Raw genomic sequence first — 24,942 nt, forward strand, 5'->3', positions numbered from 1 at the left:
CGCTCAGCTCAGCGTGTCGTGAGGCGCGCGAGCTCTGCGACGAACTCGTCGACGTCGGACTCCTCGGTGTCGAAGCCGCACATCCACCGCACCTCGTTGCGCGCGGCATCCCAGTCGTAGAAGCGGAACTTCTCGCGCAGCTGGTCGGCGATGCCATCGGGCAGCTGCGCGAACACGCCGTTCGCCTGGGTCGGCTGCGTGAACGAGACGCCGGTGATCTCACCGGCCGCGATGCCGGCCTCGATCGCCCCGCGCAGCCGCTGCGCCATGGCGTTCGCGTGCTGGGCGTTGCGCAGCCACAGGTCTCCTTCGAGCAGCGCGATGAGCTGGGCGGAGACGAAGCGCATCTTCGACGACAGCTGCATGTTGAACTTGCGGGAGTACTGCAGTCCGTTCGATGCCTCGGGGTTCAGCACCACGATGGCCTCGCCGAGCATGGCGCCGTTCTTCGTGCCGCCGAAGCTGAGCACGTCGACGCCGGCGTCGCGGGTGAACGCGCGCAGCGGCACGTCGAGGGCTGCGGCCGCGTTCGAGATGCGCGCGCCGTCGAGGTGCAGGGTCATGCCGCGTTCGTGCGCGTGATCGGCGAGAGCCCGGATCTCGTCGACGGAGTAGAGGGTGCCGAGCTCGGTCGACTGCGTGATCGAGACCACGAGCGGCTGCGCGCGGTGCTCGTCGCCCCAGCCCCAGGCCTCGCGGTCGACGAGCTCGGGCGTGAGCTTGCCGTCGTCGGTCGGGACGGCGAGGATCTTGAATCCGCCGATCTTCTCGGGCGCTCCGCCCTCGTCGACGTTGATGTGCGCGGAGGATGCCGCGATGACGGCTCCCCAGCGGGGCAGCATCGACTGCAGGCCGGTGACGTTCGCACCCGTGCCGTTGAACACCGGGAACGCCTGGACGCCCTCGCCGAAGTGGGCGCGGAACACCTCTTGCAGACGTGCGGTGTAGGCGTCCTCGCCGTACGCGACCTGGTGGCCGCCGTTCGCCGCTGCGATGGCCGCGAGGACCTCGGGGTGGACGCCGGAATAGTTGTCGCTGGCGAAGCCCCGGACCGCGGGGTCATGCTGAATAGTCACCGCACAAGCCTACGGGCGGATGCCGAGCCCGGCGTCCCCCGGCCGGCATACCGCTCTAGCGAATGTCCGAGGCCCCGCCTACCCTCTAATTCATGGAGCGCAACGCTGCGAAGACCGCCTTCGCGAACGTCCTCGTCAACACGCTCATCGCGAACGTGACGACGAGCTTTCTGTGGTTCGCGCTGACCTTCTGGGTCTACATCGAGACGCAGTCCGTGCTCGCGACCGGCGTCATCGGCGGCGCGTACATGCTGTTCATCGCCTTCTTCGCGATGATCTTCGGCACCATCGTCGATCGCAATCGCAAACACACGGTGATGCTGCTCTCGAGCGTCATCTCGGCGGTCGCCTTCCTGATCGCCGGCGTTCTCTACGTCTGGCAGCCGGAGGCGGCGCTGCTCGACCTCGGCGGTCCGTGGTTCTGGCTGTTCTCGGCGATCATCCTGTTCGGCGGGGTGATCGAGCAGCTCCGCAACATCGCGCTCTCGACGACCGTCACGCTGCTCGTCCCCGAAGATCGACGGGCCAACGCCAACGGCCTGGTCGGCACGGTGCAGGGTCTGGCCTTCCTCGTGACCAGCGTCTTCTCCGGGCTGTCCATCGGCTTCCTGGGCATGGGGTGGACGCTCGCGATCGCGATCGGCGCGATGGTGCTGACCTTCGTGCACCTGCTCTTCATCCGCATCCCCGAGGGGCGCCGCAGCCAGACCCCGATGCGAAGAGCGCCCTCGACTTCCGCGGCAGTGTGGCGGCGATCCGGCTGGCCCCCGGACTGTTCGCGCTGATCATCTTCTCGACGTTCAACAACCTCATCGGCGGCGTGTACATGGCGCTGATGGATCCGTACGGTCTCACGCTCTTCGACGCGCAGATGTGGGGCTTCGCGCTGGCGTTCGCGTCGACCGGGTTCCTGATCGGCGGCGGGCTCGTGGCGAAGTTCGGCCTCGGGGCGAAACCCATGCGCACCCTGCTCCTCGTCGTGATCGCGATGGGCATCCTGGGGTCGGTGTTCATGCTGCGCGAATGGTGGCCGCTCTACGTCGTCGGCATGTGGATCTACATGGCCCTCGTGCCGCCCGTCGAGGCGGCCGAGCAGACGATCATCCAGAAGGTCGTCCGCTACGACAGGCAGGGGCGTGTGTTCGGCGTCGCCGCGGCGATGGAGGCCGCAGCCGCTCCGATCACGGCATTCCTCATCGCGCCGATCGCGGAGTTCCTGATCATCCCGTACATGAGGACGCCCGAGGGGCAGCAGCAGTGGGAGTGGCTGCTCGGTGAGGGTAAGGCTCGGGGCATCGCCCTGATCTGCCTGTTCGCGGGCATCATCATGGTGATCGCCGCGACGCTGGCCTTCTTCACGAAGTCGTATCGCAAGCTCACCGAGCTCTACGCGAACGCGCCGGAGCAGAATCCCGGCGACGGCGACGGCGAATCCGACGGCGACGGCGCACCCGACGATGCAGGCGAGAACACGGGCGGCGGCACGGGCGCCGGCGCCGAGAGGAACGCGGACGCGGTGGCCGACGGCCGAGCGGATTCCGCCGACGACCGCAGCGTCGATGCGCGCGTCGCGGATGCTCCGCCGCCGCTCCGAGGGCTCCCTCCTGAGGTGCCGGAGGCGCGCCGCTAGCGGAACGGCGTCACCAGCCGAACGCGTCGGCAGCGGAACGGGGTGCGGCGTTCAGTCGAGCGTGATGATCTGGTCGTTGAGATCGGCGGCGTCCGCATCCCACAGCGTGAGCACCTGCGGCGCGAGCGAGTCCGGGTCCAGTGCCTTGGCGCGGAAGACGACCGATGCCGCGCGCAGGGGCTCGACGGCATCCCGCGCTGCCTTCGCGAAGCCCTGCGCCACCGCGCGCGTCCACGCCTCGCTCGCGGCCTTGACGGCGGCGTAGTTCGCGCCTCCCGCCAGAGGGCGACCGACCGCTGTCGACGAGACGATCGCGAAACGTCCGGCGTCAGAGGCGCGCAGCAGGGAGTCGAAGGCGCGGCTGGTGGCGCGCACCGCATCGAACGCGGGCATAAGCGCGTGCAGGTCGTCGTCGGTCTGCCCGGCGAGGCCCCTCCGCCGCGCCAGCCGCCGACCAGCGGGATCACGGCGTCGATCGCCTGCAGGCGGGAAGCGAGTTCCGTCATCGACGCCAGCGAGGTCGCGTCGGCCACCTCGACCTGTGCGCCGAGTGCGTCGAGCGCGTGCAGCCGTTCTGAAGATCGGCCGGTGGCGACGACGCGCGCCCCGGCGTCGACGAGTGCTCGCGCCAGGGCGAGGCCAGACGGGCTGGTGGCTCCGGCGAGGAGGATCGTGCGGTCGGTGACGCTCATGTGCTCAACTCTCAAGAAGAAACAGTTCTGCGGCCACCCCGGGCAGGAATGGCCGCAGACGCTGCGTCCGGTCGCACCACACGATCGGACCCCAGAAATGCGCGATTCGAGTCAGTCGTCGGTGCCCCGGATGCCGACGGTCGACTCGATGACCGCCTTCATCTTCTTGTCGAGGGTCTCGAAGAACATCGACAGCGGGAACTCGTCGTCCATCACGGCATCCGTGTAACCCTTCGGCGCGCCGGCGAGGATCTCGTCCGACAACCCGCGGGCCCACTGCGATGCCGGGTGCGGCGTGAGCGTGCCGCGCACGAGGTCGTACGCGGCGAGCCAGTGCGCGACCTTCGGGCGGTCGATCGAGTGCCAGTACAGGTCGTCGATCGCGTCGCCCAGAGCCACGACGGCATCCGGCACGTTGTCCCAGTCGAAGGTGAGCGCCGTGTCGGTCCAGTGCAGCACGCCGCGCTGGTGCAGCCAGGCGAACAGCAGCTGTCCGCCGACGGCGTCGTAGTTGCGCGTGCGGGTGCCGGTGATCGAGAAGCGGAAGATCCGGTCGAAGATCACCGCGTACTGCACGAGGTGCGCGTAGTCGTGCATCTCCTGCTCGGTCTCGGTGAGCTCCTCACCCGCGGCGATGCGGGCCGCGAGGGTGCGCTCGATGTTCACCGACTCGCGGAACGCCGTCATGTCGCAGCGCATCTCCTCGAGCGAGTAGAGGAAGAACGGCATCCGCTGCTTGATCATGAACGGGTCGAAGGGCAGGTCGCCGCGCATGTGGGTGCGGTCGTGGATGATGTCCCACATGACGAAGGTCTTCTCAGCCACCTGCTGATCGTCGAGCATCGCGCTCGCGCGTTCAGGCAGGTCGAGGTTGGTGATCGCGGCAGCGGCGCGGGTGACCCGGCGGTAGCGTGCGGCCTCGCGGTCCTGGAAGATCGCGCCCCATGTGAACGAGGGGATCTCGCGCATCGCGACGGTCTCGGGGAACAGCACGGCCGAGTTGGTGTCGTAGCCGGGCGTGAAGTCGACCAGACGCAGCGAGACGAACAGCTTGTTGCCGTAGTCGCCGGCCTCGAGGGCGGCGATGAACTCGGGCCAGATCGTCTCGACGATCAGCGCCTCGACGAGTCGGTCGTTCGATCCGTTCTGCGTGTACATCGGGAAGACGACCAGGTGGCGGATGCCGTCGACGCGGTGCTGCTGCGGCTGGAACGCCAGGAGCGAGTCGAGGAAGTCCGGCACGCCGAAGCCCTCCGAGACCCAGCGGTCGAAGTCGACGACGGAAGCGGCGAGGTACTCGGCGTCGTGCGGGAAGGCGGGAGCGAGTGCGCGGATGCCGGCGGTGATCGCGGCGACGAGGTCGCGCGCCGCGGCGTGGTGCGCGGCATCCGGGATCGATCCGTCCTTGATCTGCATCTCGCGGATCGCGATCGCGGCGTCCTTGAGCTGAGCCCAGGCGACGCTCTGCTCGGCGATCGATGCGTCCTCGACGACCTCGGGTTCGCCGACGATGGCCTGAACAGCGGTGCTGTGGGCAGAAATGATGGACATCGGGACCTCCGATCGGAGAGTTTGACGGAAAGATTCCGGCATATACGGAATCCTGACGATAATATTACATCTATGGATGACTCTGTCGACCGCGCGATCCTGGCCGAGATCTCACGAGACGGCCGTGCGACACTGTCCCAGTTGTCCGATGCTGTCGGCCTCTCCGTGTCGGCCGTGCAATCACGTCTGCGTCGCCTCGAGACGCGCGGGATCATCACCGGCTACCGCGCGATCCTCGACCCCGAACTCGTCGGCACGCCCCTGTCCGCCTTCATCGAGATCACGCCGCTCGACCCGGCGCAGCCCGACAACGCCCCCGAGCTTCTCGAGCACCTCGACGCGATCGAGGCGTGCCACTCGATCGCGGGAGACGCCAGCTACATGCTGTTCGTGCGGGTCGCCTCGCCCCGCGCGCTGGAAGAGCTCGTGCGCGACATCCGGCTGGCCGCGAACGTGAGCACCCGCACCACGGTCGTGCTGCAGACCTACTACGAGCACCGGCCGATCATCTCGGTCGCGCCGGACGCATCCGCATAGCGCGGACGCGCGGTGCTCACAGGGCGGCGCCGACCATCGCCTCGCCGAGGGGCGTGCGCAGATGCAGCATCCTCGCGCCGTCGCGCTCGCTCGAGATCAGTCCTGCGTCGCGCAGCACGGTGAGGTGGTGGGATGCGGTCGACACCGCGATTCCCGCGTCCTGAGCGACCTGCGAGGTCGTGCGGGACGTGCTGGCTCCCAGGAGGATGCCGGCGCGAGCGGGGCCGAGGAGGGCGCCCAGCGCCCCGGAGATCTCGGCGGCGTCCCTCGACCAGCCGGCGGTCACCCCGCGCGCCGGGTAGAACAGCGTGGGTTGCGCCGGCGGCTCGGTGAGCACCATGCACCCCCATGTCGACATCACCGACGGAACGAGCACCAGCCCGCTCCCGTGGCAGTCGACGACCTCGCTGTGGCGGCGCAGCGAGACGCGCACGGCTCCGTCGCCCCAGGTCACTTTCGGGTGGAGGCCCCCGGCCATCTCTCTGATCCCCGACGTGGCGATCACTCGCGATCGGACCGCGATGTCGGCTCGCAGCAGCCGATCCAGCTGCGGCCAGACCGGCGCCAGTGCGGCATCCCACATCTCCGACCAGGCGTCTGCGATCATCGCCCGCGCTCGTTCGGGCTGCTGCTGCATGTCGCGCAGTGCGCGTCGGCGAGCGCCGGTCGAGCGGATGACCATCTTGCCGAGGTCGACGCGCAGTGGATCGAGGGTGCGCTGCGCAGCGCCGACAGCTCGGTCTCCGGTGTCATGTCCCATGCGGGGGCGGTCGTGAAGAAGTCGGGAAGATAGCCGTCATCGCCGACGACGACGGCGAGCAGGCGGAAGCTCTCGCGAGGCAGCCGATCGCGCACGGCGCGCAGCCATCCCCACTGCAGGGGATGCTGGGCCGGCCGCAGCAGCACGCGCACGGCGTGGGCGAGCTCATGCCCGGGGGATATGCCGAACCGCACCGCCTGGATGTCTCCGGGGCTCAGAAGGAACTCCACGCGGTGGTCGGGATGCTCGACGCCCTCGCGTGGCGTGCCGGCACCTGCGACGACAGAGTTTCGATCCACATCGAAACTCTAGGTCGTTCATCACGGCCTGTCGAGACTGGGCTCATGAACACCACGTCATCTGCTCTCGCAGCCGTCGCCGCAGCGGACATCCGCATCGGAACCGGGAACAGCCGACGCTTCGTCGGCGCGGATCACGGTGCGGCCATCTCCTACTTCTACGTCGAGAATCAGCCCGGCGACGGGCCCGGGCTGCACTGGCATCCCTACCCCGAGACGTGGGTGGTGCTCGAAGGCACGGCGCGCATCACGGTGGGCGCGGACACGATCGTCGCCTCCGCCGGTGACACGGCCACGGGCCCGGCCTCCGTGCCACACTCCTTCACGAACATCGGTCGCGGAACGCTGCGCCTCATCGGCATCCATGCGTCCGCCACGATCATCCAGACCTTCCTCTCCGAGGACTGACCCACGACACACCAGGAGCACCCATGTCCTTCCAGGCATACCTCGACAAGGTCGAGACGCAGACCGGCCTCACCCCGCGGCAGTTCATCGAACTGGCGAAGGGGCAGGGCTTCGACGAGACGACCAAGTCCACCGTCGTCCTCAACTGGCTCAAGCAGGACTACGGTCTCGGGCACGGGCATGCCCAGGCGATGGTCCACGTGATCCTCAAGGGGCCGAAGATCAGCGACAAGCACGTCGGCAAGGGCGGCGCGCACGGCGATGCGTCCGACACGCTCTGGCTCGACGGCAAGGACACCAACCCCGACGGCTGATCCCGCCCGCCACCGCACGACCGAGAACACCCAGAACACCGCACCGAGGAGCCCGTATGGCAGTCCGCGTCGATCTCAACGTCTCCCTCGACGGATTCGCGACGACCACCGACCAATCACCCGAGAATCCGTTCGGCGAGGACTGGTCGCGTCTGGTCGCGGCGTACACCGCGACGCGGACGTTCCGCAGCCGCGTGCTCGGCGACACGTCGGGTGCCGGCACGACCGGCGTCGACGAGAGATACGCCCAGGAGTACTTCGAGGGCGTCGGCGCCGAGATCATGGGTGCCGGGATGTTCGGTCTGCACCAGAACCCCGATGACATCGAGTGGCGCGGATGGTGGGGCGACGAGCCGCCGTTCGAGGTGCCGGTCTTCGTGCTCACGCATGCACGGCGCGAGCCGATCGAGTTCGCCAACGGGACCGTCTTCCACTTCCTCGAGACGACCCCGGAGGAGGCGCTCGCCCGGGCTGCAGCGGTGGCCGGCGACCGGGACGTGCGCGTCGGCGGCGGCATCGACGTCGTGCGGCAGTTCCTGCGCAGGGGCCTGGTCGACCGGCTGCACCTTGCGGTCAACCCGCTCGTGATCGGAAGCGGGCAGCGCATCTGGGACGGACTGCGCGGCATCGAGAACGACTACGAGCTGCGTTCCGAGGTGGCCGAGAGCGGTGTCATCCATCTGAGCTTCCGCCGAGACTGAGGCGCAGAGGGGCGTCCATCGGCGCCCCCAGTAGGATTCCCTGCGTGGCAGCATCCTCGAAGCGCAAGAAGAATCAGCCCCGTGTGAGCGGCAATCCCGCGAAGCGGGCGAGCGGCAATCCGGCGACCCAGACCGCCATCGACGCCGGGCCCGTCACAGTCCGCGACTGGATCGGCGCCGCACGGCTGCGCACTCTGCCGCTCGCCGTCGCCCCCGTCGTCATCGGCACCGGCGCCGCACGCAGCACCGGTCCGGAGTTCCACTGGGTTATCGCGCTCGCGTGCCTCGCGGTCGCCGTGCTGCTGCAGGTCGGCGTCAACTTCGCGAACGACTACAGCGACGGCATCCGGGGCACCGATGCCGTGCGCGTCGGCCCGGCCCGCCTGACGGCATCCGGTCGGGTGAAGCCCCGCACCGTGCTCGTCGCCGCGTTGGTCTTCTTCGCACTCGCTGCGGCGGTCGGGGTCGCGATCGTGGTCCGCACCGAGCAGTGGTGGATGCTGGCCATCGGCGCCGCGTGCATCATCGCCGCGTGGTTCTACACCGGCGGCAAGAGGCCCTACGGGTACAACGCTCTCGGCGAGGTGTTCGTCTTCATCTTCTTCGGCCTCGTCGCGACGCTCGGCACGACGTGGGTGCAGGCGTTCGAACTGCCCCAGCAGGCATGGCTCGGGGCGATCGCGGCGGGCCTCTTCGCCTGCGCCGTGCTGCTCGCCAACAACCTGCGCGACATCGATCAGGATCGCCTGGTCGGCAAGCGCACGCTGACGGTGCTGATCGGCAAGCGCGCGACCCAGGTGCTCTTCACGCTGTTCGTGATCGTGCCCTTCGGCATCCTCGCGTTCATCGCGCTGCTGTACCCGATCGCGTGGATCGGGCTGCTCGCGCTGCTCGCCGGGCTCCCGGCCATCCTGATCGTCTGGACCTATCGTCAGGCGAAGGAGCTCGTCACGGCCCTGGCGCTGACATCGCTGACCGCACTGCTCTATGCCGGTGCGTTCTTCTGGGCCCTCGCCGGCTGAGCCGCAGATCGAACCGGCTGGCGCTGTGCGTCAGGCCCTCTCGGCGCCGTCGATCGCGTCGTCCTCGACGTCGGCGTCCTTCTGCGCGGCGGAGCTCTTGCCTTCGCGGCGCTCGACGATCCGGGCCGAGGCGTCGGTGAGCGGCCGGCGCAGGAACAGCATCGAGATGCTCACGCCGATGAGCGCGGCGAAGATCGCGGCGAGCCACCAGTACTCGCGGAAGATCGGGAAGAAGAACCACATGATCGCCAGCGGCACGAGGAAGGCCAGCAGACGCAGCACGGTGTAGACGAGGAAAGGTGCACGGTTCTTCACCCGCTCAGTCTACGTTCGCGACCTGAGGGGTCAGCCGTCAGCCGTCGATGCCCAGCGTCCGGAACGGGATGCCGCGCACGACGCGCTTCCACGGGTGCTCTCCGAGCGACCACAGCAGCTTCTCGTCGAGGTCGAGCGCGAGGTCCTCGCAGCCGACGGGCAGCGGCACCCGGTCGCGTGCCAGCGAATCGCGGTTCCCCGTCCACAGGACGCCGGGTCGCATGTGATCCGACTGCGAGACGAAGTGCCGGTCACCCCAGCGGACGGCGCCCTGCATGTGCGTGATCCCGGGCGAGAAACGGCTGATCTCGCGGAACTCGTCGCCATCGCCGTCCGGCACGGAGAACTCGCCGATGCGTCCCTCGTCGTCGCGGGAGTACTCGCCGATGAGCACCCTCCGCAGGGGCACTCCCTCATCGTCGTAGACGCGGCCGAGGTACGAGCAGCGGAGGTCGAGCGGGTGGACGCGGGTGCGCACCGCGACGAGCGCGGTGGCCCGCAGACCGCGTCCCCGCGCGCCGGCGAGGCGTCGCGCCTCCGGGCCCCGGACGCGCCGGATGTCGGCGAGGTCGAACTCCCAGATGCCACGGCCGGTGGCTGCGACGAACAGGCGGTCGTCGAACCACGCGAGTCCGCCGGCGTGGATCCGGGCGGGCTGGAGCTCGCCGTCCTCGTCGATCGCGAGCAGCACGTCGAGATGTCGGGAGCGCTCGAGGTCGACGAACGCGACCCGCGATGCCAGATGGTGTCCGTCGAGCTGCTGCCGGAACCAGCTCACGGCGAGAGTCCGACGCCCCTGCCACAGGCCCAGGTCGATGCCCTGCGGGTACCAGCGGCGGGTCCAGGTGCGGGCGCTCAGCCACCGCAGGTCGACCGTGCTGCGGCGCTTCTGCCGCACCGGGCGCCACGTCGTTCCGAACGGCCAGAGCATGCTCCCATCGTCGCCGATCCCCGGGCGCGGTGCGAATCCGGCATCGCCACGCCCGGGTCGACCGAGATCACGTCACCGCGCGTTCACCCGCAGGCCGCCGACCGGCAAGGAGCGCCTGAGAGCATTCCGACACCGTCGACCCGGGGGAGTTCTGTGCGCACACCGCTCGTGACCGTCATCCTGCCCGCCAAGGACGCAGGCGCCTACATCGGCACGACGCTCGAGACGCTGACACGGCAGTTCGACGATCCCGCCGCGCTCAAGCTCGTGGCGATCGACGACGGCTCCCGTGATGACACCGGCATGCTCATGCGTCGATACGCCGAGCGCTTCCCGCACGCCGAGGTCATCGTCAACGCCCGGCCGAAGGGGCTCGCGAGCGCCCGCAATCAGGGGCTCGAGCGGGTCGACGGCGACGCGTTCTGCTTTCTCGACGGCGACGACTGGATGCAGCCGGGGCGGCTCTCGGTGCTGGTGCGCCGACTGCATGAGCTGCGCTGCGACCTGCTCCGCACCGATCACGTCACCGTGAAGGACGGCGTGCGCACCCTCGTGCCGGCGCCTCACCCGTGGCGCGAGGCGGTCGGCTCTCCGCGCGACGCGATCCTGCCCGAGAACGAGCCGACCATGGTCGACTATCCGTTCGCGTGGGCCGGCATCCTGCACCGTCGCCTGATCGACGAGGGAATCGCGGGGTTCACACCCGGCCTGTTCACCGCCGAGGATCGTCCGTGGATCTGGCGTCTGCATCTGCGGGCCCGGTCGTTCGCGGTGGTCGACGCTCCTGCCCTGCTCTACCGCCGGGGGTGTCGACATCGCTGACTCAGGTGCGCGATCGCCGCCAACTGGACTTCGTGCGGGCGATGGGCGAGGTGCTCGACATCGTCGAGGCGGATGCCGAGGCCGACCGCTTCCTCCCGAAGGCGGTGTGGAGCGTGATGGCCCTCTCGTCCCGGCACCTGGTGCGATCGAGGCGGATGACGCCGTCGCTGCGCGCCGAGATGCGCGCGGGCCTCCGCGGTCTGCTGGCCCGCCTGCCCCAGAGTGAGACCACGGCCGTGCTGTCGCGCCTCGACGGACCGCGTCGCCGAGTGCTCGCCCCACTGCTGCGTGCGGTCGGACGTGCGGCATGACCCAGCTCTTCGCGGTGCACAGCGCCTATGGGCTCGCCACCGTCGCCGCAGCGCTCGACGGCGGGCTGCTCGGCGAGCACGGCGAGCGCGTGCTCGTGCCGTTCGTGTCCTCGCGGGTGCCCGAGACGTCCGTGGGCATCGTCGCCGACCCGGCACTCGCGAGCCTCCGCGACCGGTTCGACCGGATCGAGGATCTCGACGCGCTGCTCGGTCCGCTGCATCCGAGCTCCTGGAAGCCGGATGCCGGCGACCTGCCGCTGCTGCGGCGACTGCTGACGAGGGCATGGGGATCGACCCCGGCGACCTCGAACTGCTCGTGCAGAGCCCTCAGGTCGCCCCGGCGCGCGTCCTGATGCAGATCTTCCCTCATGCGCGTCTCTCGATCATCGGCGACGGGCTCATGACGTACTCGCCGATGCGGGTGCGGATGCCGCACACGATCACCGCTCGGATCGGCCGCGTCGTGCACGTCGACGTGGTGCCGGGGGTCACACCGCTGGTGGGCTCGCCCGTCGCGACGCCGGTGCCGGTCTCACCCGATCTGTTCCGGGCGGTGCTCGCCGAGACCGCCGAGGCGGTCGACGACACGGCGGAGCTTGAGAGCGCGCTCGACGGAGAGCCGACAGTGCTCGTCCTCGGCCAGTACCTGTCCGCCCTCGGCCTGGTCGGCGAGCGCGAGGAGATCGCGCTGCAGAAGGAGATGATCGATCGTGCGGCCGGCCGGCGACCGCAGCACATCGTCTTCAAGCCGCACCCTCGGCGCCGCCTCGGCTCAGCGACGCACTGCGCGACCGAGCAGCGGTCCACGGCATCGACTTCCGCGAGTACCGCGGCGCGCTCGCCGCAGAGGCGCTGGCCGAGCGGGTCGATGCCAGGGCCGTCATCGCCGGATTCTCGACGGCGCTGCCGACCGTCCAGGCCCTGTTCGGTCGAGAGATCGAGGCGGTGGGCACCGACACCGTGCTCGCACGTCTGACCCCGTACGAGAACAGCAACCGGGTGCCTGCGACGATCGTGGACGCGCTGACCAGGCCGGACTCCCCGTATCGCGATCCGGCGCGCATGCAGCTCCTGATCGACGCGGTCGGCTACGTCATGCAGCCCGTCGTCGCCGCACACCTCCGCGAGCGTGCCGAGCAACTGCTCTCCGGCATCCGCCCGTCCGATCGCGATCGCTACTTCGCGCCCGAGAGGCTGATCGAACTGCGGTTGCCCGGGGCGCCGCGCGAGACGGCGATCCGTCGCGTGCTGCGCCCGGTGGGCGGCATCGGTCGAGTCGAGCAGGTGCGGCTCACCGTGCTCGCCGCGCGGCGCAGACTCTCGCGTGCCTGGCGCGTGCTCAGAGGGCGATGACGGACGATGACGGGCGATGACGGCGAGGGGACGAGCGGCATGATCGAGCAGCAGCAGCAGCAGCAGCAGAGGACGGATGCCGGCAGGGTCGTCGCGATCATCCCGGCACGTGGCGGGTCGAAGGGCGTGCCGCGCAAGAACCTGCGCCGTGTGGGCGGTGTGCCTCTCATCGAACGCGCCGTGCGCACGGCGCTGGAGGCCGAGGGCATCGACCTCGTGGTGGTGTCGACCGACGACGACGAGATCGCGGCGGTGAGCGAGGCGGCCGGGGCGCGAGTCGTGCGGCGACCGACCGCGATCTCCGGCGACACGGCGTCGTCGGAGTCGGCCATCCTGCATGCTCTCGACGAGCTCGCCGCAGGGGAGACCGGGCTGACGTGGTGGCCTTCCTGCAGGCGACATCGCCGTTCATCCCGCGCGAGGCCCTGTCTCGTGCCGTGCGCGAGGTGAGCGAGCGTCGGGCGGACAGCGTGTTCGCCGCCCATGAGACCTACGGATTCCTCTGGGCACGCAGCGCGGATGCCGACGCAGCCGTCGCACTCAACCACGACGCCGCGCGTCGCCCGCGTCGCCAGGATCGCGAGCCGCACTACCTCGAGACGGGCGCGTTCTACGTCTTCCGCGCTGAGGGCTTCCGTGAGGCGGAGCACCGCTTCTTCGGCCGCATCCGCATCGCCGAGGTGCCCGAATGGACGGCGATCGAGATCGACGACGAGCAGCAGCTCCGCATCGCCCGAGCGCTCGCCGCCCTTCACGAGAGCCCGGACCGGGTGCCGGTGCGAGCGATCGTGACCGACTTCGACGGCGTGCACACCGACGACACGGCGACGGTCGACGCCGACGGCATCGAACGGGTGCGGGTGAGCCGGGAAGACGGCATGGGGGTGTCGCTGCTGCGGCGGGCCGGCATCCCGATGCTGATCCTCTCCACCGAGGTCAACGCGGTGGTGCGGGCTCGGGCCGACAAGCTGCGCGTTCCGGTGCTGCACGGCATCGACGACAAGGAGTCCGCGCTGCGCGGGTGGGCCGAGGAGGTCGGCATCGCGCTGGCCGACATCGCGTACCTGGGCAACGACGTGAACGACCTGCCGGCACTGCGCATCGTCGGCTGGCCGGTGGCGGTGGCCGACGCGCATCCGCTGGTGCTCGAGGCCGCCAGGGTCGTGCTCACGCGCCGGGGCGGCCACGGCGCCGTCCGCGAGCTGATCGAACGGGTGTTGCCCGCCTGACCGGTGCCGGTAACCCTCCTGTCGTTCGGCGTTCACCCCCGGCGCGTACTCAGGAGAGAAGGCCATTTCGACGACCGGAGGAACCATGACTGTCAGCATCGGCTCACGCGTGATCGGCGGCGGTCACCCCGCCTATGTCATCGCGGAGATCGGCCTCAACCACAACGGCGACGTCGACCTCGCCAAGCGCCTGATCGACGTCGCGGCGAAGGCGGGAGCCGACGCCGTGAAGTTCCAGAAGCGCACCCCCGAGATCTCCACCCCCGAGCACATGCGCGATGTTCCGCGCGAGACGCCATGGGGCACCATGAGCTACCTCGACTACCGCCGCCGCGTCGAGTTCGGCCGTGACGAGTACATCGCGATCGGCGATCACGCCACGATGCTCGGGCTCGACTGGTTCGCGTCGCCGTGGGACGTGCCGAGCGTCGCCTTCCTCGAAGACCTCAACGTCGTGGCACACAAGGTCGCCTCCGCGAGCCTGACCGACACCGAGCTGCTCGTCGCGCTGCGCGAGACCGGCAAGCCCGTCATCCTCTCCACCGGCATGTCGACGATCGAGCAGATCGACCGCGCCCTCACGACCCTCGGCACCGACCGGGTGGTGCTGATGCACGCCACCTCGACGTATCCGCTCGAGCCCGAAGAGGCCAACCTGCGCGCGATCGCCACCCTGCGCGACCGCTACCCCGGTGTTCCGGTCGGATACTCGGGCCACGAGCGGGGGCTGCAGATCTCGCTGGCCGCCGTCGCGATCGGAGCGGTGGCCGTGGAACGCCACATCACGCTCGACCGCACGATGTGGGGCTCCGACCATGCGGCATCGCTCGAACCCACCGGACTCGAGCACCTCGTGCGCGACATCCGCGTGATCGAGATGGCTCTGGGTGACGGCGTCAAGCGCGTGTTCGACAGCGAGCGGGCGCCGATGGCCAAGCTGCGCCGCATCCCGGCATGAGCGGATCCGGTTCGCTACGGGTCGTCGCGATCGCCGACGCCGACTCGTTCGTGAAATGGTCGGCGTCGCTGCTCGGCAGCGTGCCCGGCATCCGTCCGCACCTGCTGCTCGTGCAGACGCCGCTGACCGCCAGCCTCGACCAGCAGCGGAGTGCGCTGGCGGGCACGGGGATGCTGTCCGACGATGTGACCCGCCTGTCCTTCGCGCGCGTGAGCGCCTGGCTCGAGGGGCAGCGTCCTGAGGTCGTGCTGCTCGCCGGCCGCGGCCCGTTCGTGCGCCTGTTGGGCCGGGTCGTCGACGGGCTCACCGTGCGACCGGTCGTCGTCGCCGGACTTCCGGGCATGGCCGTTCCCGCACAGCGCGGTGCCCTCGAGTACCGGCGGAACGCCGATCTGCTCGTCGTGCACTCGCATCGGGAGGAGCGCGCGTTCGCCGAGCTGGGTCGCCGGATCGGCGTGCAGGTGCCGACGGCACTCGCGACCCTGCCGTTCGCGAGATCCCGATCGCGGATGGTGGCGGCTGATCGGGCACGGGTGATCGCGGCCGAGTCCGGAGGATCGACCGGAACCCTCGTCGCCGAGAGGCCGGCCGAGCCCCGGGCGGTGCGGATGCCGGCGACCGACATCGTGTTCGCGGCCCAGGCCCTCGTGCCGACCGACCGGGAGGAGCGCGCCGAGATCGCGGCCACCCTCGTGCGCGCGGCCGAAGCGGACCCGAAGCGTCGTGTGGTGGTCAAGCTGCGGTCGCGGCCCGGTGAGTCGGAGACGCATCTCGAACGCGACGCGTACCTCGATCTGCTCCCTGCGAGGCGTCCGGAGAACCTCGTCGTCTCGTACGGATCCATGGCACAGGCGCTGTCGACGGCGGCCGGACTCGTCACGGTCAGCTCCACCGCGGCGGTCGAGGCGGTGGCGCAGGGGGTTCCCGTGATCGCCCTCGACTCGTTCGGAGTGAGCAAGAGCCTGTTGAACACGGTGTTCGTCGGCAGCGGTCTGCTGGGCGGGCGCAGTGAGGTCGTGGCCGGGCGCTTCCGGCATCCGCACCCCGTCTGGCTGCGTGACAACTACTTCCACCCCTCGGCCGAGTCGACCTGGTGGGAGCACGTCGAACAGCTCGTCGCGCTGCGCCGCGCCGGGGACTCCCGGCGAAGCGCGTGCCGGCGGCCCGCGGTGGCGCGATGCACGAGGCGTGGCATCGCGCGAGTGTGCTCGGGGCGAACGACCGCACACTCCGCGGAACCGCGGCGCTCGCCGTCGGCGTGCCCGCCACGGCGCTGCTCGGCGCTCTGCGGCGGGGTCGATCGTCGGCGGGCGGCGGCACCTGGGCCGACGCGTCGACCGATTTCACGCTCGAGCCGAACCCCTTCCACGACTCGATCCGGCGCTGAGGGCGCTGCCGACCCCTCACACGGCTGAGTGCCCTCACGCGGCGGACGGTCGAGGCGCGGAGATCGACGGCGGGTTCGGGTCGTTCCACCGCTGGAAGGTCTGCACCCACCAGAACGTGGCGAACAGGATCAGCGCGACGGCCTCGCCGATCAGCACGACCGGAGTCTCACCGAAGGCCTGACGGAAGAGCAGAGCCACCACCAGCAGCACGAGGTCGGCGATCATCAGCCCCGAGATCCACCGATAGATCGTGCGCTGTCGGGGCGTGGGCGGCGTCTCGTCCGGGTCGAGCGGCCCTCCCGCGTAGAGGATCGGGACGGCTGCGAACACTCCGAAGAACAACAGGGTCGCTGCGAAGTGGATGCTGTTGACCGGCCAGAAGTTGAACGGGAAGTGCTCGTTGACCGCCGGAGCGAATGCGAGCGCCACGACCACGACCGCGGTCACGAGCGCGATGATCGAGACGAGCGTCGCCGAGCGATTCGGGGTGCGGGTGCGGCGACGGATCAGCGCCATCGTGACCACGACCGCCACGACCACCACGGCGTAGACGGCGATTCCCTCTTTCGCGCTTGCGACGGCGTCGACGGGGATGCACTCCTGCGCCGTCGGGCACGGCATCCGGTCGACCGCGCGCGGATCGGCGATGCCCACGGGGACGATCGCGATGAGCGGCGCGAACACCGCGCACACGTCGAGCAGGGTCGTCGCGCGACTGCGTCCCGAGAGCGCGAGCAGGGCCACGGATGCCGCGATCAGGGTGCCGACGAGGACGTCGCGGACCGGTGTGTAGAAGGCGTGGCTGATCGAGGGCAGCGGGTTCCAGCCGAAGATCAGGGTGTCCACGACACGACGATGCTCTGCAGCACGACAGCGAGGATCAGCGCGACGACGATGAGAACCAGCGCCAGACGCAGGTAGCGATGCGTCTTCTGTCCGGTCGTGACGAGGGCGTCTGCGGCTGCCATGATCGTGAAGGTACACCGCCGGGCCGACGCCGACGTGTGACGCCCCGCGACGGTCCTTGTCATGCGCGGACTCACTCTGTCAATCCCCGCAACGTTCCTGGTCTTCCCGGTCGGGGCCGGGTAGCGTCATTCCCATCGCGGCGATCCGGGCGGTCCCGGGCCTCAGCTCATACCTGATGGCGTTGCGGGTTCGACTCCCGCCGTCGCGTCCACTTCACCGGTGACGCCGTCAGTCCTCGCTGGTGATCCGCGCTTCGACCGGCGCCCATCCGTTCTCGAGCACGGTGAATCCGGCGGCGAGGATCCCGAGCTGGTCATCGCTCTCGTTGACGAGCAGCTGCATCTGCAGCACGAACCGCGAGTACACGCGGATCTCCGGGGTGGCCAGGGTCAGTCCCAGTTCGACCGCGATCGCATCCGCGAGCGCGTCCTCGTGTCGCAGCCACATCCGGGCGGCGTATTCACGCAGCGCCGGCGTCTCGTTGAGGAACCGCGAGAAGACCTGCGACACCTCCGCGCCGTGCTCGGCGAGGTTCGCGTGCACCTCGGCCGTGTAGAAGTCGTGGATCGCGCGGTTGATGGTGACGCCCGCGGCGCGGTCGCGAACCGCGGAGACGAGCCGGTCCCGCTGCTCGTCGTCCTCGTCGAAGACGAGCGCCTCCTTCTGCGGAAAGTGCGCGAACACCGTCGTCGGGGAGACGTCGGCGGCATCCGCGACCTCGCGGATGCTGACGTTGTCGAACCCGCGCTCAAGGAACATCATCGTGGCGACGTCGGAGATGTTCTTGCGCGTCGCGGCCTTCTTGCGCTCGCGGCGACCGATCGGCTCAGCGTTCGTCATGTGTCCACGATATCGCGAACCCGATCCGGAACTGGCTTGACAACAAAACTGGTATTGATACAGTTTCGGAGTGACTTCACTAAACACATCGCTCGCGCGCAGCGACAAGCGCGCCTGGACCATGCTCATCGTGCTGACGATGCTCACCGTCGTCGGCATGACCGTCGTGCTTCCCGTCCTGCCGTTCGTCGTGCTGCAGTACGTGTCGCACGAAGGCGACCTCGCCATCTGGGTCGGCATCCTCGAAGCGATCAACGGCCTGTGCGCCTTCCTGGTCGCCCCCTTCCTCGGTCGCCTGTCCGACCGCTTCGGGCGGCGACCGGTGATCATCGCCGCCGCCTTCGGAGCGGCGTTCGCCATGGCGCTGTTCGGCATCGGGGGAGCGATCTGGGTGCTCGTGCTCGCGCGTGTCATCCAGGGACTGACCGCCGGCGACCTTCCTGCCCTCTTCGCCTACCTCGCCGACATCACGCCGCCCGAGAAGCGCGCTCAGCGGTTCGGTCTGCTCGGTGCGCTCTCGGGAATCGGCATGATGATCGGACCCGCGATCGGCGGACTGCTCGCGGCCGTCAGCCTGCAGCTGCCGGTCTTCCTCACCGCAGCCGTCGCCCTCGTGATCGCGATCCTCAGCATCTTCCTGCTGCCCGAGAGCCTCGCGCCCGAGAACCGGATCGAGCGCATCTCGGTGCGCGAGATCCAGCCGTTCGGCGTCTTCAAGGAAGCGTTCGGACGCAAGGAGCTGCGTGGTCTGATGATCGGATTCGGCCTCCTGGCGCTTCCGTTCGGCTTCTTCGTCAACAACTTCAGCGTGCTCGCGCTGGACTCGATCCAGTGGGGGCCGACGCAGATCGGTCTGCTCACGGCAGGCGTCGGCATCATCGACATCCTCATCCAGGGCGTGCTGCTCGGCATCCTGCTTCCTCGCATCGGCGAGCGGGGCGTGATCATCAGCGGCATCGTGGCGCAGGCGATCGGACTGGCCGGGCTCGCTGTCGTCGCGTCGATCTTCGCGCAGCCGTGGGTGTTCATCGTCGGTGCGCTGATGCTCGCCGCAGGGCAGGGCGCCTCGACCGCGGCGATGGACGGAGCCATGTCGAACGCGGTCGGCGACGACGAGCAGGGCTGGCTGGGCGGAGCGACGCAGTCGCTCAACGCCGCGATGAACACGGCGGCCCCTCTGATCGCCGGTGCGCTCTATGTCACGGTCAGCCATGCGGCTCCCTACTGGCTCGGCGTCGCGCTGATGATCGTCGCCGTGATCGTCGTGTCCCGTGCGCACATCGCGAACACGGCGAAGAAGGACGCGCGGACGCACGATGTTGGGGCCGAGGTCGAGACCGACGCGAGGGACGTCCCGGTCGCGGTCACCGACGCCCGCAGCTGAGACGCAGGCTCCGCAGCCGGGGGATGATGGACACATGCCCAGTCCTCATCGCCCCGGTCTGCGGGTCTCGTCGGGTCTCACGATCCCCGAGGCCGAGCTGTCGTGGCGTTTCTCGCGGTCGTCGGGCCCCGGCGGACAGAGTGTGAACACGGCGGACTCGCGGGTCGAACTCCTCTGGGATGCCGCGGGCAGCACGACGCTCACCCCGCACCAGCGTGATCGCCTCCTCGATCGGCTGAGCGGGCGTCTCGTGAACGGCGTGCTGACCATCGCCGCATCCGAGCACCGCGCCCAGCTGCGCAACCGCGACGCCGCACGTGAACGACTCGCGAGCATCGTCGCCGAGGCGCTGCGTCCGCCGGCGCCGCAGCGCCGCGCGACCAAGCCGAGTCGAGGGTCGAAAGAGCGGCGGCTCAAGGCGAAGCAGCAGCGCACTGATGTCAAGCAGCTGCGCAGGCGCCCGAGCGACTGACCCGCGCATCGCACCGACAAGGTGAGGTCCGCTTTCGCCACCCGCCCTCTGCGGGCACTCTGAGTTCATGACCGCACTCACCATCGGCACGCCTCTCGACAGCGGGCTCGGAACCGTCACCCTCGATCCGCGGCGCTTCAACCGGCACACCTTCTGGTGCGGCCAGAGCGGCAGCGGCAAGACCTACGCGCTGGGCGTCGTGCTCGAGCAGCTCCTGCTCGAGACCGAGCTGCCGATGCTGATCCTCGACCCGAACGCCGACTTCGTGCGGCTGCAGAGCACGCGGCCGTCCGCGGCCCCGCATCACGCCGAGCGCATCGCGGACTCCGACATCCGGGTGTTCCGCTCGGGGCGCGTCGACGGCGAGCCGTTGCGCGTGCGCTACATCGATCTGTCGCCGGCATCCAAGGCAGCCGTGCTGCGGATGAGTCCGATCCAGGATGCCGAGGAGTACAACGTCCTCCTCCATCTCGATCAGAACGCGAGGCTGCTCGGCTCGGATCGCATCGTGCCCCACCTGCGCGACGGCGGGCACGACGCCCGCAACCGACTCGCCGACCGCATGGAGAACCTGCAGGTGCTGGAGTGGGAGCTCTGGTCCCGCGGCGAGGCGTCGGTCGTCGACGTGATCGAGCAGCGGCCGCGGGTGACGGTGCTCGACCTCGGCGGATTCGACCACCCCGCCGAACCGAAGGTCGCAGCCCTCGCGGTGCTCGAGCACCTGTGGTCTCGTCGCGAGGAGCGAAAGCCCTGCTCATCGTGATCGACGAGGCGCACAATCTGTGCCCTCCCGACCCGCGCACCGAGGTCGAGCGGGCGCTCACCGAGCAGCTCGTGCAGATCGCCGCCGAGGGTCGCAAGTTCGGGCTGTGGCTGTTCCTGTCGACACAGCGGCCGACGAAGATCCATCCGAACGTGCTCTCGCAGTGCGACAACCTCGGTCTGATGCGCGTCAACGCGCCGCGCGACCTGGCGGAGCTGGCCGAGGTGTTCGGCTTCGCGCCGGAGGAGGCGATCCGCAGGTCCCAGACCTTCACACAGGGTCAGGCCCTCTTCGCCGGGGGGTTCATCGCCGAGCCGACCTTCGTGCAGATGGGGGAGCGACTGACGGAGGAAGCGGGCGGGGACGTCTCGGTGCCGCTCCGCTCGACCCCGTAGCGCCACCCCTCGGGCTCGGGATCAGCTTGCTGTGAGTGCGGGGAACGACCACGTGCCGTCCAGCAATTCGGTTCGAGGTCGGTAGAGACGCACCAGGTAGTTCCACCCTTGAGTGAGGGGAAGCACGTTGGGCAGTGCGGGGTCGCCGCCGAAGCGCACGGTGATCGACCCGTCCGGATCCCGCACGCCCGTCACGCTGTTGACGCTGTATGCGCCGGCGTCGTTCGGAGCGAAATAGCCTTCCGCGTCGTACAGCGAGACGGACCAGAAGCCGTCCACCGGCACGTCGCCGACCCGCAGCGTGTACTCGCCGACCGGGAGCCGGGGATCGACGTTGATATAGAAGGCCTCGTTCTCGGGCAGACCGCCCCAGGCGGCTGCGGTCCCCAGAAGGTGCCGCACGGGGTCGACGTCCTCGGCTCGACCGAAGCAGCGCTCCAGACCGCCGAGGCCCTTTGCGAGGGTGAGGAGCGCCTGGCGGGTCTCGGCGAAGCTCGATTCGTCGTAGGCCGGCGCAGCGAACTCCCGCGCGCCGGTCGAGCTCACAGCGAGTTCGTCCTGGAGGGCGTTCACGATCGAGACATCATCAGGATCCTCGGAATCCACCAGGATGCGAGTGGCCGCGAGCACGAAATCGGAACCGAGGTCTTCGGCCGAGAGCGAGTGGACGCCGGGGTCGTGCAGCACCTTGTCGATGTAGTGGCCCTCGTTCACCAGCATCACCGAGACGTACCGGTCGCCGGCATCCGGCACGGTGATCGTCGCCCCTTCGGAGATGTCGATGATCGCAGCGCTGTAGAGGGTGTCGCGATTCATCCTGATCACGGTCTGCTGGTCGATCGGCGTGGTCACTCGATAGTGGTTCCACCGGTTGGAGCCGCCGGCCGACGCCGCGATCGCGGCGAACATGCGGGCGGTCTCGATCTCGGCGAAGTTCGCGAACGTGACGGGAACGGAGGTGTCGGTCATGGCTTCATCCTGGCGGTGCCGGTCTCGGCGAGCGCGGAATCATCACCTCAGGAAGGTGAGGCCTCAGTCCTTGCTGCCGCGCACCAGCTCCAGCCCCGCTCCCGCGAACTGCCTCAGCGTCGCATCCGGCAGGAACGCGCGGGTGAGCGCTGTGCCGATCGCCGCGAGATCGCTCTCGTCGCGGAAGAGCAGATACATCGTCTCGTACCGCGGGTGGAACTTCTGCTTGAAGCGGTGCAGCGAGCCGAAGCCGTACACGGGCTCGAGCGCTTCGGCAAGGCGTTCGCTGAGGACGGCGATGATGCCCGCGTCCGGCGGATAGTCGTGCGCGAGCGGAGCACCCGAGAGCGACATGATCTCGGCACCCTCCTCGGAGAACTGCTTCGCGGACGAACCGATCAGGTACTCCATGACGGGTGCGAAGCCGCCGTCGCGGCGGCGCATCAGGTCGAGCGTCCAGCCGCGCACGACGCCGCCTTCGCCATAGACCGGCAGCCACGAGAGGAAGCCGTCGACGTCACCGTTCGGGGCGATCGCGAGAGCGAGTCGCACCTCGCGGTCCTCCGCCTCATCCAGCGTGCCGAGAGTGAACCGCATCTCGGGCAGGTCCTTGTCACCGACCCATGCCTCGGAGATCGCACGCAGCTGCTGCCGTACGCCCCACGATTCGTCCGCCAGGCGCGTCATCCGGAAGGTCATGTCCTCGCGCCCCGCCCGATTGAGCGAGCTGCGCACCGAGTTCCAGCGCTTGCCGGTGAACTCCAGACCCGGCAGGTCGACGATGGTGTCGTCGGCGACGACCAGGCTGCGCCAGCCGGCGGGCACGGCGGCCCGGGTGGCGTCGTCTGCGCTGAAGAAGCACGGGACGAGGCCTGCCAGCTCCGCCGTGCGGATGAACTCCGTGACGGCGACCGCGCGGGATGCGGGCGGTCCGATCGGATCCGCGAGCGCGAGCGCCACACCGGCCCGTCGCTGGTAGGCGACGATCCCGGCATCGCTGCGGGCGTAGCTGTTGCCCTCCCAGGTCGTCATCCACGACAGGGTGCCCCCGCCGTGCGCACGCAGCTCGGTCTTCACGTCGTCGACCGTCGGGGCCGGCTGGATGCCGAGGAGAGACTTGCGCTTCGCCCGGAACGCGCGGCGCACGGCGATCAGGTAGACGAGCAGGATCACCCAGAGGAAGCCGTTGGCGAGCGCGAGCTCCGTCTCGCCGTCCCACCGCAGATCGACCTGCGCCTGCGAGAACACCGTGATGAGGATGAGGACCAGAGCTGCGACCAGGATGTTGAAGAGCCCGAGCAGCATCACGAGAACCCACGCCCAGCGACGGCCGCGCAGGAGTCCGTTCACGAGCACGACGATGACGACGAGGTCGAGCGCGAGGTCGATGAACCCTCCCGACGCGGGCTCGGTCGGGCCGAACGGGCCGTCGGTGGCGACGAGAGTCGTGATGATCTCGACCGCTCCGAGCACCATGAGCGAGATCACGGCGATCAGACGCTGCTCTCGCACCGTGGTCCGCTGCACACGCAGGGTGCGGTCGACGACGAGGATGAGCAGCACCGCGAGCAGGTGCTCGAGATCGGCGACCGCACCCCAGAACAGCATCGCGATGAACACGAAACCGAGCAGCACGAGCCAGCCACGCACTCGCCACGGCGGGCGGAAGAGCCCGATCGCGGCGGCGATGCACGCCATTGTGCCGCCGGAGGCGCCGACATCGAGCGCCTGGGCCTGCTCCTGAGCCCAGGCCCAGGGCAGTTGCGAGGCGACGAACAGCACGAGCGCGGTGGCGAGGATCGCGAAGAGCTGTCCGACCCAGTAGTACGCGAGGGCGACCCTGGTGCCACGTCGGTGTTCGAGATACGCCATGCCCCAGAATCCCGAGATCGTGAACAGGTACACCCACGGCTCGTTGACGAAGAACGTGCCGGTGAGCGGCGTCCACCACATCCCCTGCGCGAGGTTGGGCAGGCCGTATGCGACGGTGCCGAACAGGTCGGTCTTCTCGAACGGGGTCCACAGGCCCTGCCAGATCACGCCGACGGCGAGGATCACAGCCACCATCGCGAGGGTGGCAGGAATGCGCCGCAGTACGGCGGCGACGGGATGCGATGTGGGGGTTCGCGCCTCAGTCATGCGCTCAGCGTAGCGACCGACCGTCGCCTTCCGGAGTGGAACGTCGTGGCGCGTGATGGCTCCATGCCCAGCGGTAGCCGACGCCGCCGAACGTCATGAAGCCGGCGGCGAGCACCAGTCCGGCGACGATGCCGAGCGCGATCGCCCCGGCGAAAGCGCCGCCACCCGCGATCACGGCCGAGCCGACGAGCATCCCCACGACGCAGGCGTTCACGACGATCAGCAGCATGACCGAGCTGCCGAGCAGGATGCTCAGGCGACGGGGACGGAGGAACGAGTACGTGCGCTTCATCCCCGGTTCGTCGTCGTGCGGCGAGGCGAGGAAGACATCGGCGACCTCCGGATCCAGGTCGACGTACGCGCCGCGGATGCGGTTCATCGCGACGACGTACATCATGTCCTCCTCCGACACGTTCATCACGCGCACCTGGGTCATGAAGCCGATGACCGCGAGGAACGCGAGGATCGCGAGTGACGCGCCGCCGAACCACCCGCCGAAGTCCGACGCCTGCCCCAGCAGTCCGATGGTCACGAGTCCGGCGGAGACGAGGGTCAGGAAGATCGTGATGCGCGACAGCACCTCGCTCTGCGCGGTGCTGCGGGCGGCGAGAAGCCCCAGTGCTCGGTGGCGAGAAGCTGCGCACGGCGGCCCAGCACCGCATCCGACTCCCCGCTCGTCCGTGGCGGCGCGACATCGTCGTGCGGCCCTGCCGG

The 24,942-nt window shown here is 69.2% G+C and carries 31 protein-coding genes, 1 tRNA gene and 1 pseudogene; 20 read left to right on the plus strand and 13 right to left on the minus strand.

Going from position 1 to position 24,942, the window contains the following annotated elements; all coding sequences use genetic code 11:
- Positions 1–8: 8 nt before the first annotated feature.
- A complete protein-coding gene (locus ACZZ93_RS15035; RefSeq protein WP_053097565.1) occupies positions 9–1,076 on the minus strand; it encodes a threonine aldolase family protein in 1,068 nt (355 codons plus the stop codon).
- 92 nt (positions 1,077–1,168) lie between these two features.
- Between ACZZ93_RS15035 and ACZZ93_RS15040 the strand changes: the two are divergent.
- Positions 1,169–2,706: pseudogene (locus ACZZ93_RS15040) on the plus strand (MFS transporter).
- A 51-nt stretch (positions 2,707–2,757) separates the two neighbouring features.
- On the opposite strand, the gene ACZZ93_RS15045 reads toward ACZZ93_RS15040, so the two are convergent.
- On the minus strand, positions 2,758–3,099 hold the full coding sequence (locus ACZZ93_RS15045; protein WP_463511465.1) for a Rossmann-fold NAD(P)-binding domain-containing protein: 342 nt from the start codon (positions 3,097–3,099) through the stop codon (positions 2,758–2,760).
- Between the two features lie 410 nt (positions 3,100–3,509).
- Entirely contained in the window at positions 3,510–4,949 is a 1,440-nt protein-coding gene (locus ACZZ93_RS15050; protein WP_463511466.1) for a DUF6421 family protein, read from the minus strand.
- A gap of 72 nt (positions 4,950–5,021) precedes the next feature.
- Here ACZZ93_RS15050 and ACZZ93_RS15055 point away from each other — a divergent pair, with 72 nt between their 5' ends.
- Positions 5,022–5,486, plus strand: a complete 465-nt coding sequence (locus ACZZ93_RS15055) for an Lrp/AsnC family transcriptional regulator (protein ID WP_053097561.1) — start codon at positions 5,022–5,024, stop codon at positions 5,484–5,486.
- A 16-nt stretch (positions 5,487–5,502) separates the two neighbouring features.
- Here the strand turns inward: ACZZ93_RS15055 and ACZZ93_RS15060 are convergent, their stop codons facing one another.
- Both ACZZ93_RS15060 and ACZZ93_RS15065 read right to left on the minus strand, forming a co-directional pair.
- Positions 5,503–6,093 carry an ArsR/SmtB family transcription factor gene (locus ACZZ93_RS15060; RefSeq protein ID WP_463511467.1) on the minus strand — a complete coding sequence of 197 codons (591 nt, stop codon included), beginning with the start codon at positions 6,091–6,093 and terminating at the stop codon, positions 5,503–5,505.
- A complete protein-coding gene (locus ACZZ93_RS15065; protein ID WP_463511468.1) occupies positions 6,090–6,545 on the minus strand; it encodes a hypothetical protein in 456 nt (151 codons plus the stop codon). Before ACZZ93_RS15065 ends, ACZZ93_RS15060 begins: the two co-directional genes overlap by 4 nt.
- Before the next feature lie 45 nt (positions 6,546–6,590).
- On the opposite strand from ACZZ93_RS15065, the gene ACZZ93_RS15070 reads away from it, so the two are divergent.
- Genes ACZZ93_RS15070 through ACZZ93_RS15085 form a run of 4 tightly spaced genes read left to right on the plus strand, consistent with a single transcriptional unit; the run spans position 6,591 to position 8,990 of the window.
- Positions 6,591–6,953, plus strand: coding sequence for a cupin domain-containing protein (locus tag ACZZ93_RS15070; RefSeq protein WP_463511469.1), 363 nt, complete (start codon positions 6,591–6,593; stop codon positions 6,951–6,953).
- A gap of 23 nt (positions 6,954–6,976) precedes the next feature.
- The gene (locus ACZZ93_RS15075; protein WP_463511470.1) at positions 6,977–7,267 is read left to right on the plus strand and encodes a DUF4287 domain-containing protein; all 291 of its coding nucleotides are present in this window, start codon (positions 6,977–6,979) and stop codon (positions 7,265–7,267) included.
- 56 nt (positions 7,268–7,323) lie between these two features.
- A complete protein-coding gene (locus ACZZ93_RS15080) occupies positions 7,324–7,968 on the plus strand; it encodes a dihydrofolate reductase family protein (RefSeq protein WP_463511471.1) in 645 nt (214 codons plus the stop codon).
- Positions 7,969–8,012: 44 nt separating this feature from the next.
- The gene (locus ACZZ93_RS15085) at positions 8,013–8,990 is read left to right on the plus strand and encodes a 1,4-dihydroxy-2-naphthoate polyprenyltransferase (protein WP_053097558.1); all 978 of its coding nucleotides are present in this window, start codon (positions 8,013–8,015) and stop codon (positions 8,988–8,990) included.
- 30 nt (positions 8,991–9,020) lie between these two features.
- Here the strand turns inward: ACZZ93_RS15085 and ACZZ93_RS15090 are convergent, their stop codons facing one another.
- Complete coding sequence (locus ACZZ93_RS15090; RefSeq protein WP_053097557.1) at positions 9,021–9,305, minus strand: DUF4229 domain-containing protein; 285 nt, start codon at positions 9,303–9,305, stop codon at positions 9,021–9,023.
- Positions 9,306–9,342: 37 nt separating this feature from the next.
- Positions 9,343–10,236, minus strand: a complete 894-nt coding sequence (locus ACZZ93_RS15095) for a hypothetical protein (protein ID WP_463511472.1) — start codon at positions 10,234–10,236, stop codon at positions 9,343–9,345.
- A gap of 153 nt (positions 10,237–10,389) precedes the next feature.
- On the opposite strand from ACZZ93_RS15095, the gene ACZZ93_RS15100 reads away from it, so the two are divergent.
- The 9 genes from ACZZ93_RS15100 (at position 10,390) to ACZZ93_RS15140 (ending at position 16,324) form a co-directional block, all read left to right on the plus strand.
- Positions 10,390–11,058, plus strand: coding sequence for a glycosyltransferase family 2 protein (locus tag ACZZ93_RS15100; RefSeq protein ID WP_463511473.1), 669 nt, complete (start codon positions 10,390–10,392; stop codon positions 11,056–11,058).
- A complete protein-coding gene (locus tag ACZZ93_RS15105) occupies positions 11,043–11,369 on the plus strand; it encodes a hypothetical protein (protein ID WP_463511474.1) in 327 nt (108 codons plus the stop codon). The genes ACZZ93_RS15100 and ACZZ93_RS15105 overlap by 16 nt, the downstream gene beginning before the upstream one ends.
- Positions 11,366–11,722 (plus strand): hypothetical protein, encoded by a 357-nt coding sequence (locus ACZZ93_RS15110; RefSeq protein ID WP_463511475.1) that lies wholly within the window; start codon positions 11,366–11,368, stop codon positions 11,720–11,722. The genes ACZZ93_RS15105 and ACZZ93_RS15110 overlap by 4 nt, the downstream gene beginning before the upstream one ends.
- A complete protein-coding gene (locus ACZZ93_RS15115) occupies positions 11,653–12,345 on the plus strand; it encodes a polysialyltransferase family glycosyltransferase (protein WP_463511476.1) in 693 nt (230 codons plus the stop codon). Before ACZZ93_RS15110 ends, ACZZ93_RS15115 begins: the two co-directional genes overlap by 70 nt.
- A complete protein-coding gene (locus tag ACZZ93_RS15120) occupies positions 12,315–12,722 on the plus strand; it encodes a hypothetical protein (RefSeq protein WP_463511477.1) in 408 nt (135 codons plus the stop codon). Before ACZZ93_RS15115 ends, ACZZ93_RS15120 begins: the two co-directional genes overlap by 31 nt.
- 6 nt (positions 12,723–12,728) lie before the next feature.
- Positions 12,729–13,172 carry an acylneuraminate cytidylyltransferase family protein gene (locus ACZZ93_RS15125; protein ID WP_463511478.1) on the plus strand — a complete coding sequence of 148 codons (444 nt, stop codon included), beginning with the start codon at positions 12,729–12,731 and terminating at the stop codon, positions 13,170–13,172.
- Complete coding sequence (locus ACZZ93_RS15130; protein WP_463511479.1) at positions 13,100–13,951, plus strand: HAD hydrolase family protein; 852 nt, start codon at positions 13,100–13,102, stop codon at positions 13,949–13,951. The genes ACZZ93_RS15125 and ACZZ93_RS15130 overlap by 73 nt, the downstream gene beginning before the upstream one ends.
- A gap of 85 nt (positions 13,952–14,036) precedes the next feature.
- Positions 14,037–14,909 (plus strand): N-acetylneuraminate synthase family protein, encoded by an 873-nt coding sequence (locus ACZZ93_RS15135; protein WP_056279662.1) that lies wholly within the window; start codon positions 14,037–14,039, stop codon positions 14,907–14,909.
- Positions 14,906–16,324, plus strand: a complete 1,419-nt coding sequence (locus tag ACZZ93_RS15140; RefSeq protein ID WP_463511480.1) for a DUF6716 putative glycosyltransferase — start codon at positions 14,906–14,908, stop codon at positions 16,322–16,324. The genes ACZZ93_RS15135 and ACZZ93_RS15140 overlap by 4 nt, the downstream gene beginning before the upstream one ends.
- Before the next feature lie 6 nt (positions 16,325–16,330).
- Here ACZZ93_RS15140 and ACZZ93_RS15145 read toward each other — a convergent pair whose 3' ends face one another.
- Positions 16,331–17,143, minus strand: a complete 813-nt coding sequence (locus tag ACZZ93_RS15145) for a hypothetical protein (protein ID WP_463511481.1) — start codon at positions 17,141–17,143, stop codon at positions 16,331–16,333.
- Entirely contained in the window at positions 17,131–17,265 is a 135-nt protein-coding gene (locus ACZZ93_RS15150) for a hypothetical protein (RefSeq protein WP_463511482.1), read from the minus strand. The genes ACZZ93_RS15145 and ACZZ93_RS15150 overlap by 13 nt, the downstream gene beginning before the upstream one ends.
- A gap of 136 nt (positions 17,266–17,401) precedes the next feature.
- On the opposite strand from ACZZ93_RS15150, the gene ACZZ93_RS15155 reads away from it, so the two are divergent.
- Positions 17,402–17,477, plus strand: a tRNA-Met gene (locus ACZZ93_RS15155).
- 17 nt (positions 17,478–17,494) lie between these two features.
- Here ACZZ93_RS15155 and ACZZ93_RS15160 read toward each other — a convergent pair.
- Positions 17,495–18,106: a TetR/AcrR family transcriptional regulator gene (locus tag ACZZ93_RS15160; protein ID WP_463511483.1), complete on the minus strand. Its 612-nt coding sequence runs from the start codon at positions 18,104–18,106 to the stop codon at positions 17,495–17,497.
- A 70-nt stretch (positions 18,107–18,176) separates the two neighbouring features.
- Here ACZZ93_RS15160 and ACZZ93_RS15165 point away from each other — a divergent pair, with 70 nt between their 5' ends.
- The 4 genes from ACZZ93_RS15165 to ACZZ93_RS15180 all read left to right on the plus strand — a co-directional run bounded on the left by ACZZ93_RS15165 (position 18,177) and on the right by ACZZ93_RS15180 (position 21,120).
- Entirely contained in the window at positions 18,177–19,490 is a 1,314-nt protein-coding gene (locus ACZZ93_RS15165; protein ID WP_233277235.1) for an MFS transporter, read from the plus strand.
- A gap of 34 nt (positions 19,491–19,524) precedes the next feature.
- A complete protein-coding gene (gene arfB / locus ACZZ93_RS15170) occupies positions 19,525–19,962 on the plus strand; it encodes an alternative ribosome rescue aminoacyl-tRNA hydrolase ArfB (protein ID WP_363521103.1) in 438 nt (145 codons plus the stop codon).
- Between the two features lie 67 nt (positions 19,963–20,029).
- Complete coding sequence (locus ACZZ93_RS15175; protein ID WP_463511484.1) at positions 20,030–20,725, plus strand: helicase HerA domain-containing protein; 696 nt, start codon at positions 20,030–20,032, stop codon at positions 20,723–20,725.
- Positions 20,686–21,120, plus strand: coding sequence for an ATP-binding protein (locus ACZZ93_RS15180; protein WP_463511485.1), 435 nt, complete (start codon positions 20,686–20,688; stop codon positions 21,118–21,120). Before ACZZ93_RS15175 ends, ACZZ93_RS15180 begins: the two co-directional genes overlap by 40 nt.
- A gap of 21 nt (positions 21,121–21,141) precedes the next feature.
- On the opposite strand, the gene ACZZ93_RS15185 is transcribed toward ACZZ93_RS15180, so the two are convergent.
- The 3 genes from ACZZ93_RS15185 to ACZZ93_RS15195 form a co-directional block, all read right to left on the minus strand.
- A complete protein-coding gene (locus tag ACZZ93_RS15185; RefSeq protein WP_463511486.1) occupies positions 21,142–22,089 on the minus strand; it encodes a DUF1214 domain-containing protein in 948 nt (315 codons plus the stop codon).
- Between the two features lie 63 nt (positions 22,090–22,152).
- Entirely contained in the window at positions 22,153–24,228 is a 2,076-nt protein-coding gene (locus ACZZ93_RS15190; protein WP_463511487.1) for a bifunctional lysylphosphatidylglycerol flippase/synthetase MprF, read from the minus strand.
- A 4-nt stretch (positions 24,229–24,232) separates the two neighbouring features.
- Positions 24,233–24,808, minus strand: a complete 576-nt coding sequence (locus ACZZ93_RS15195; RefSeq protein ID WP_463511488.1) for a hypothetical protein — start codon at positions 24,806–24,808, stop codon at positions 24,233–24,235.
- Between the last annotated feature and the right edge of the window lie 134 nt (positions 24,809–24,942).

Source organism: Microbacterium sp. AC026, assembly GCF_979258475.1.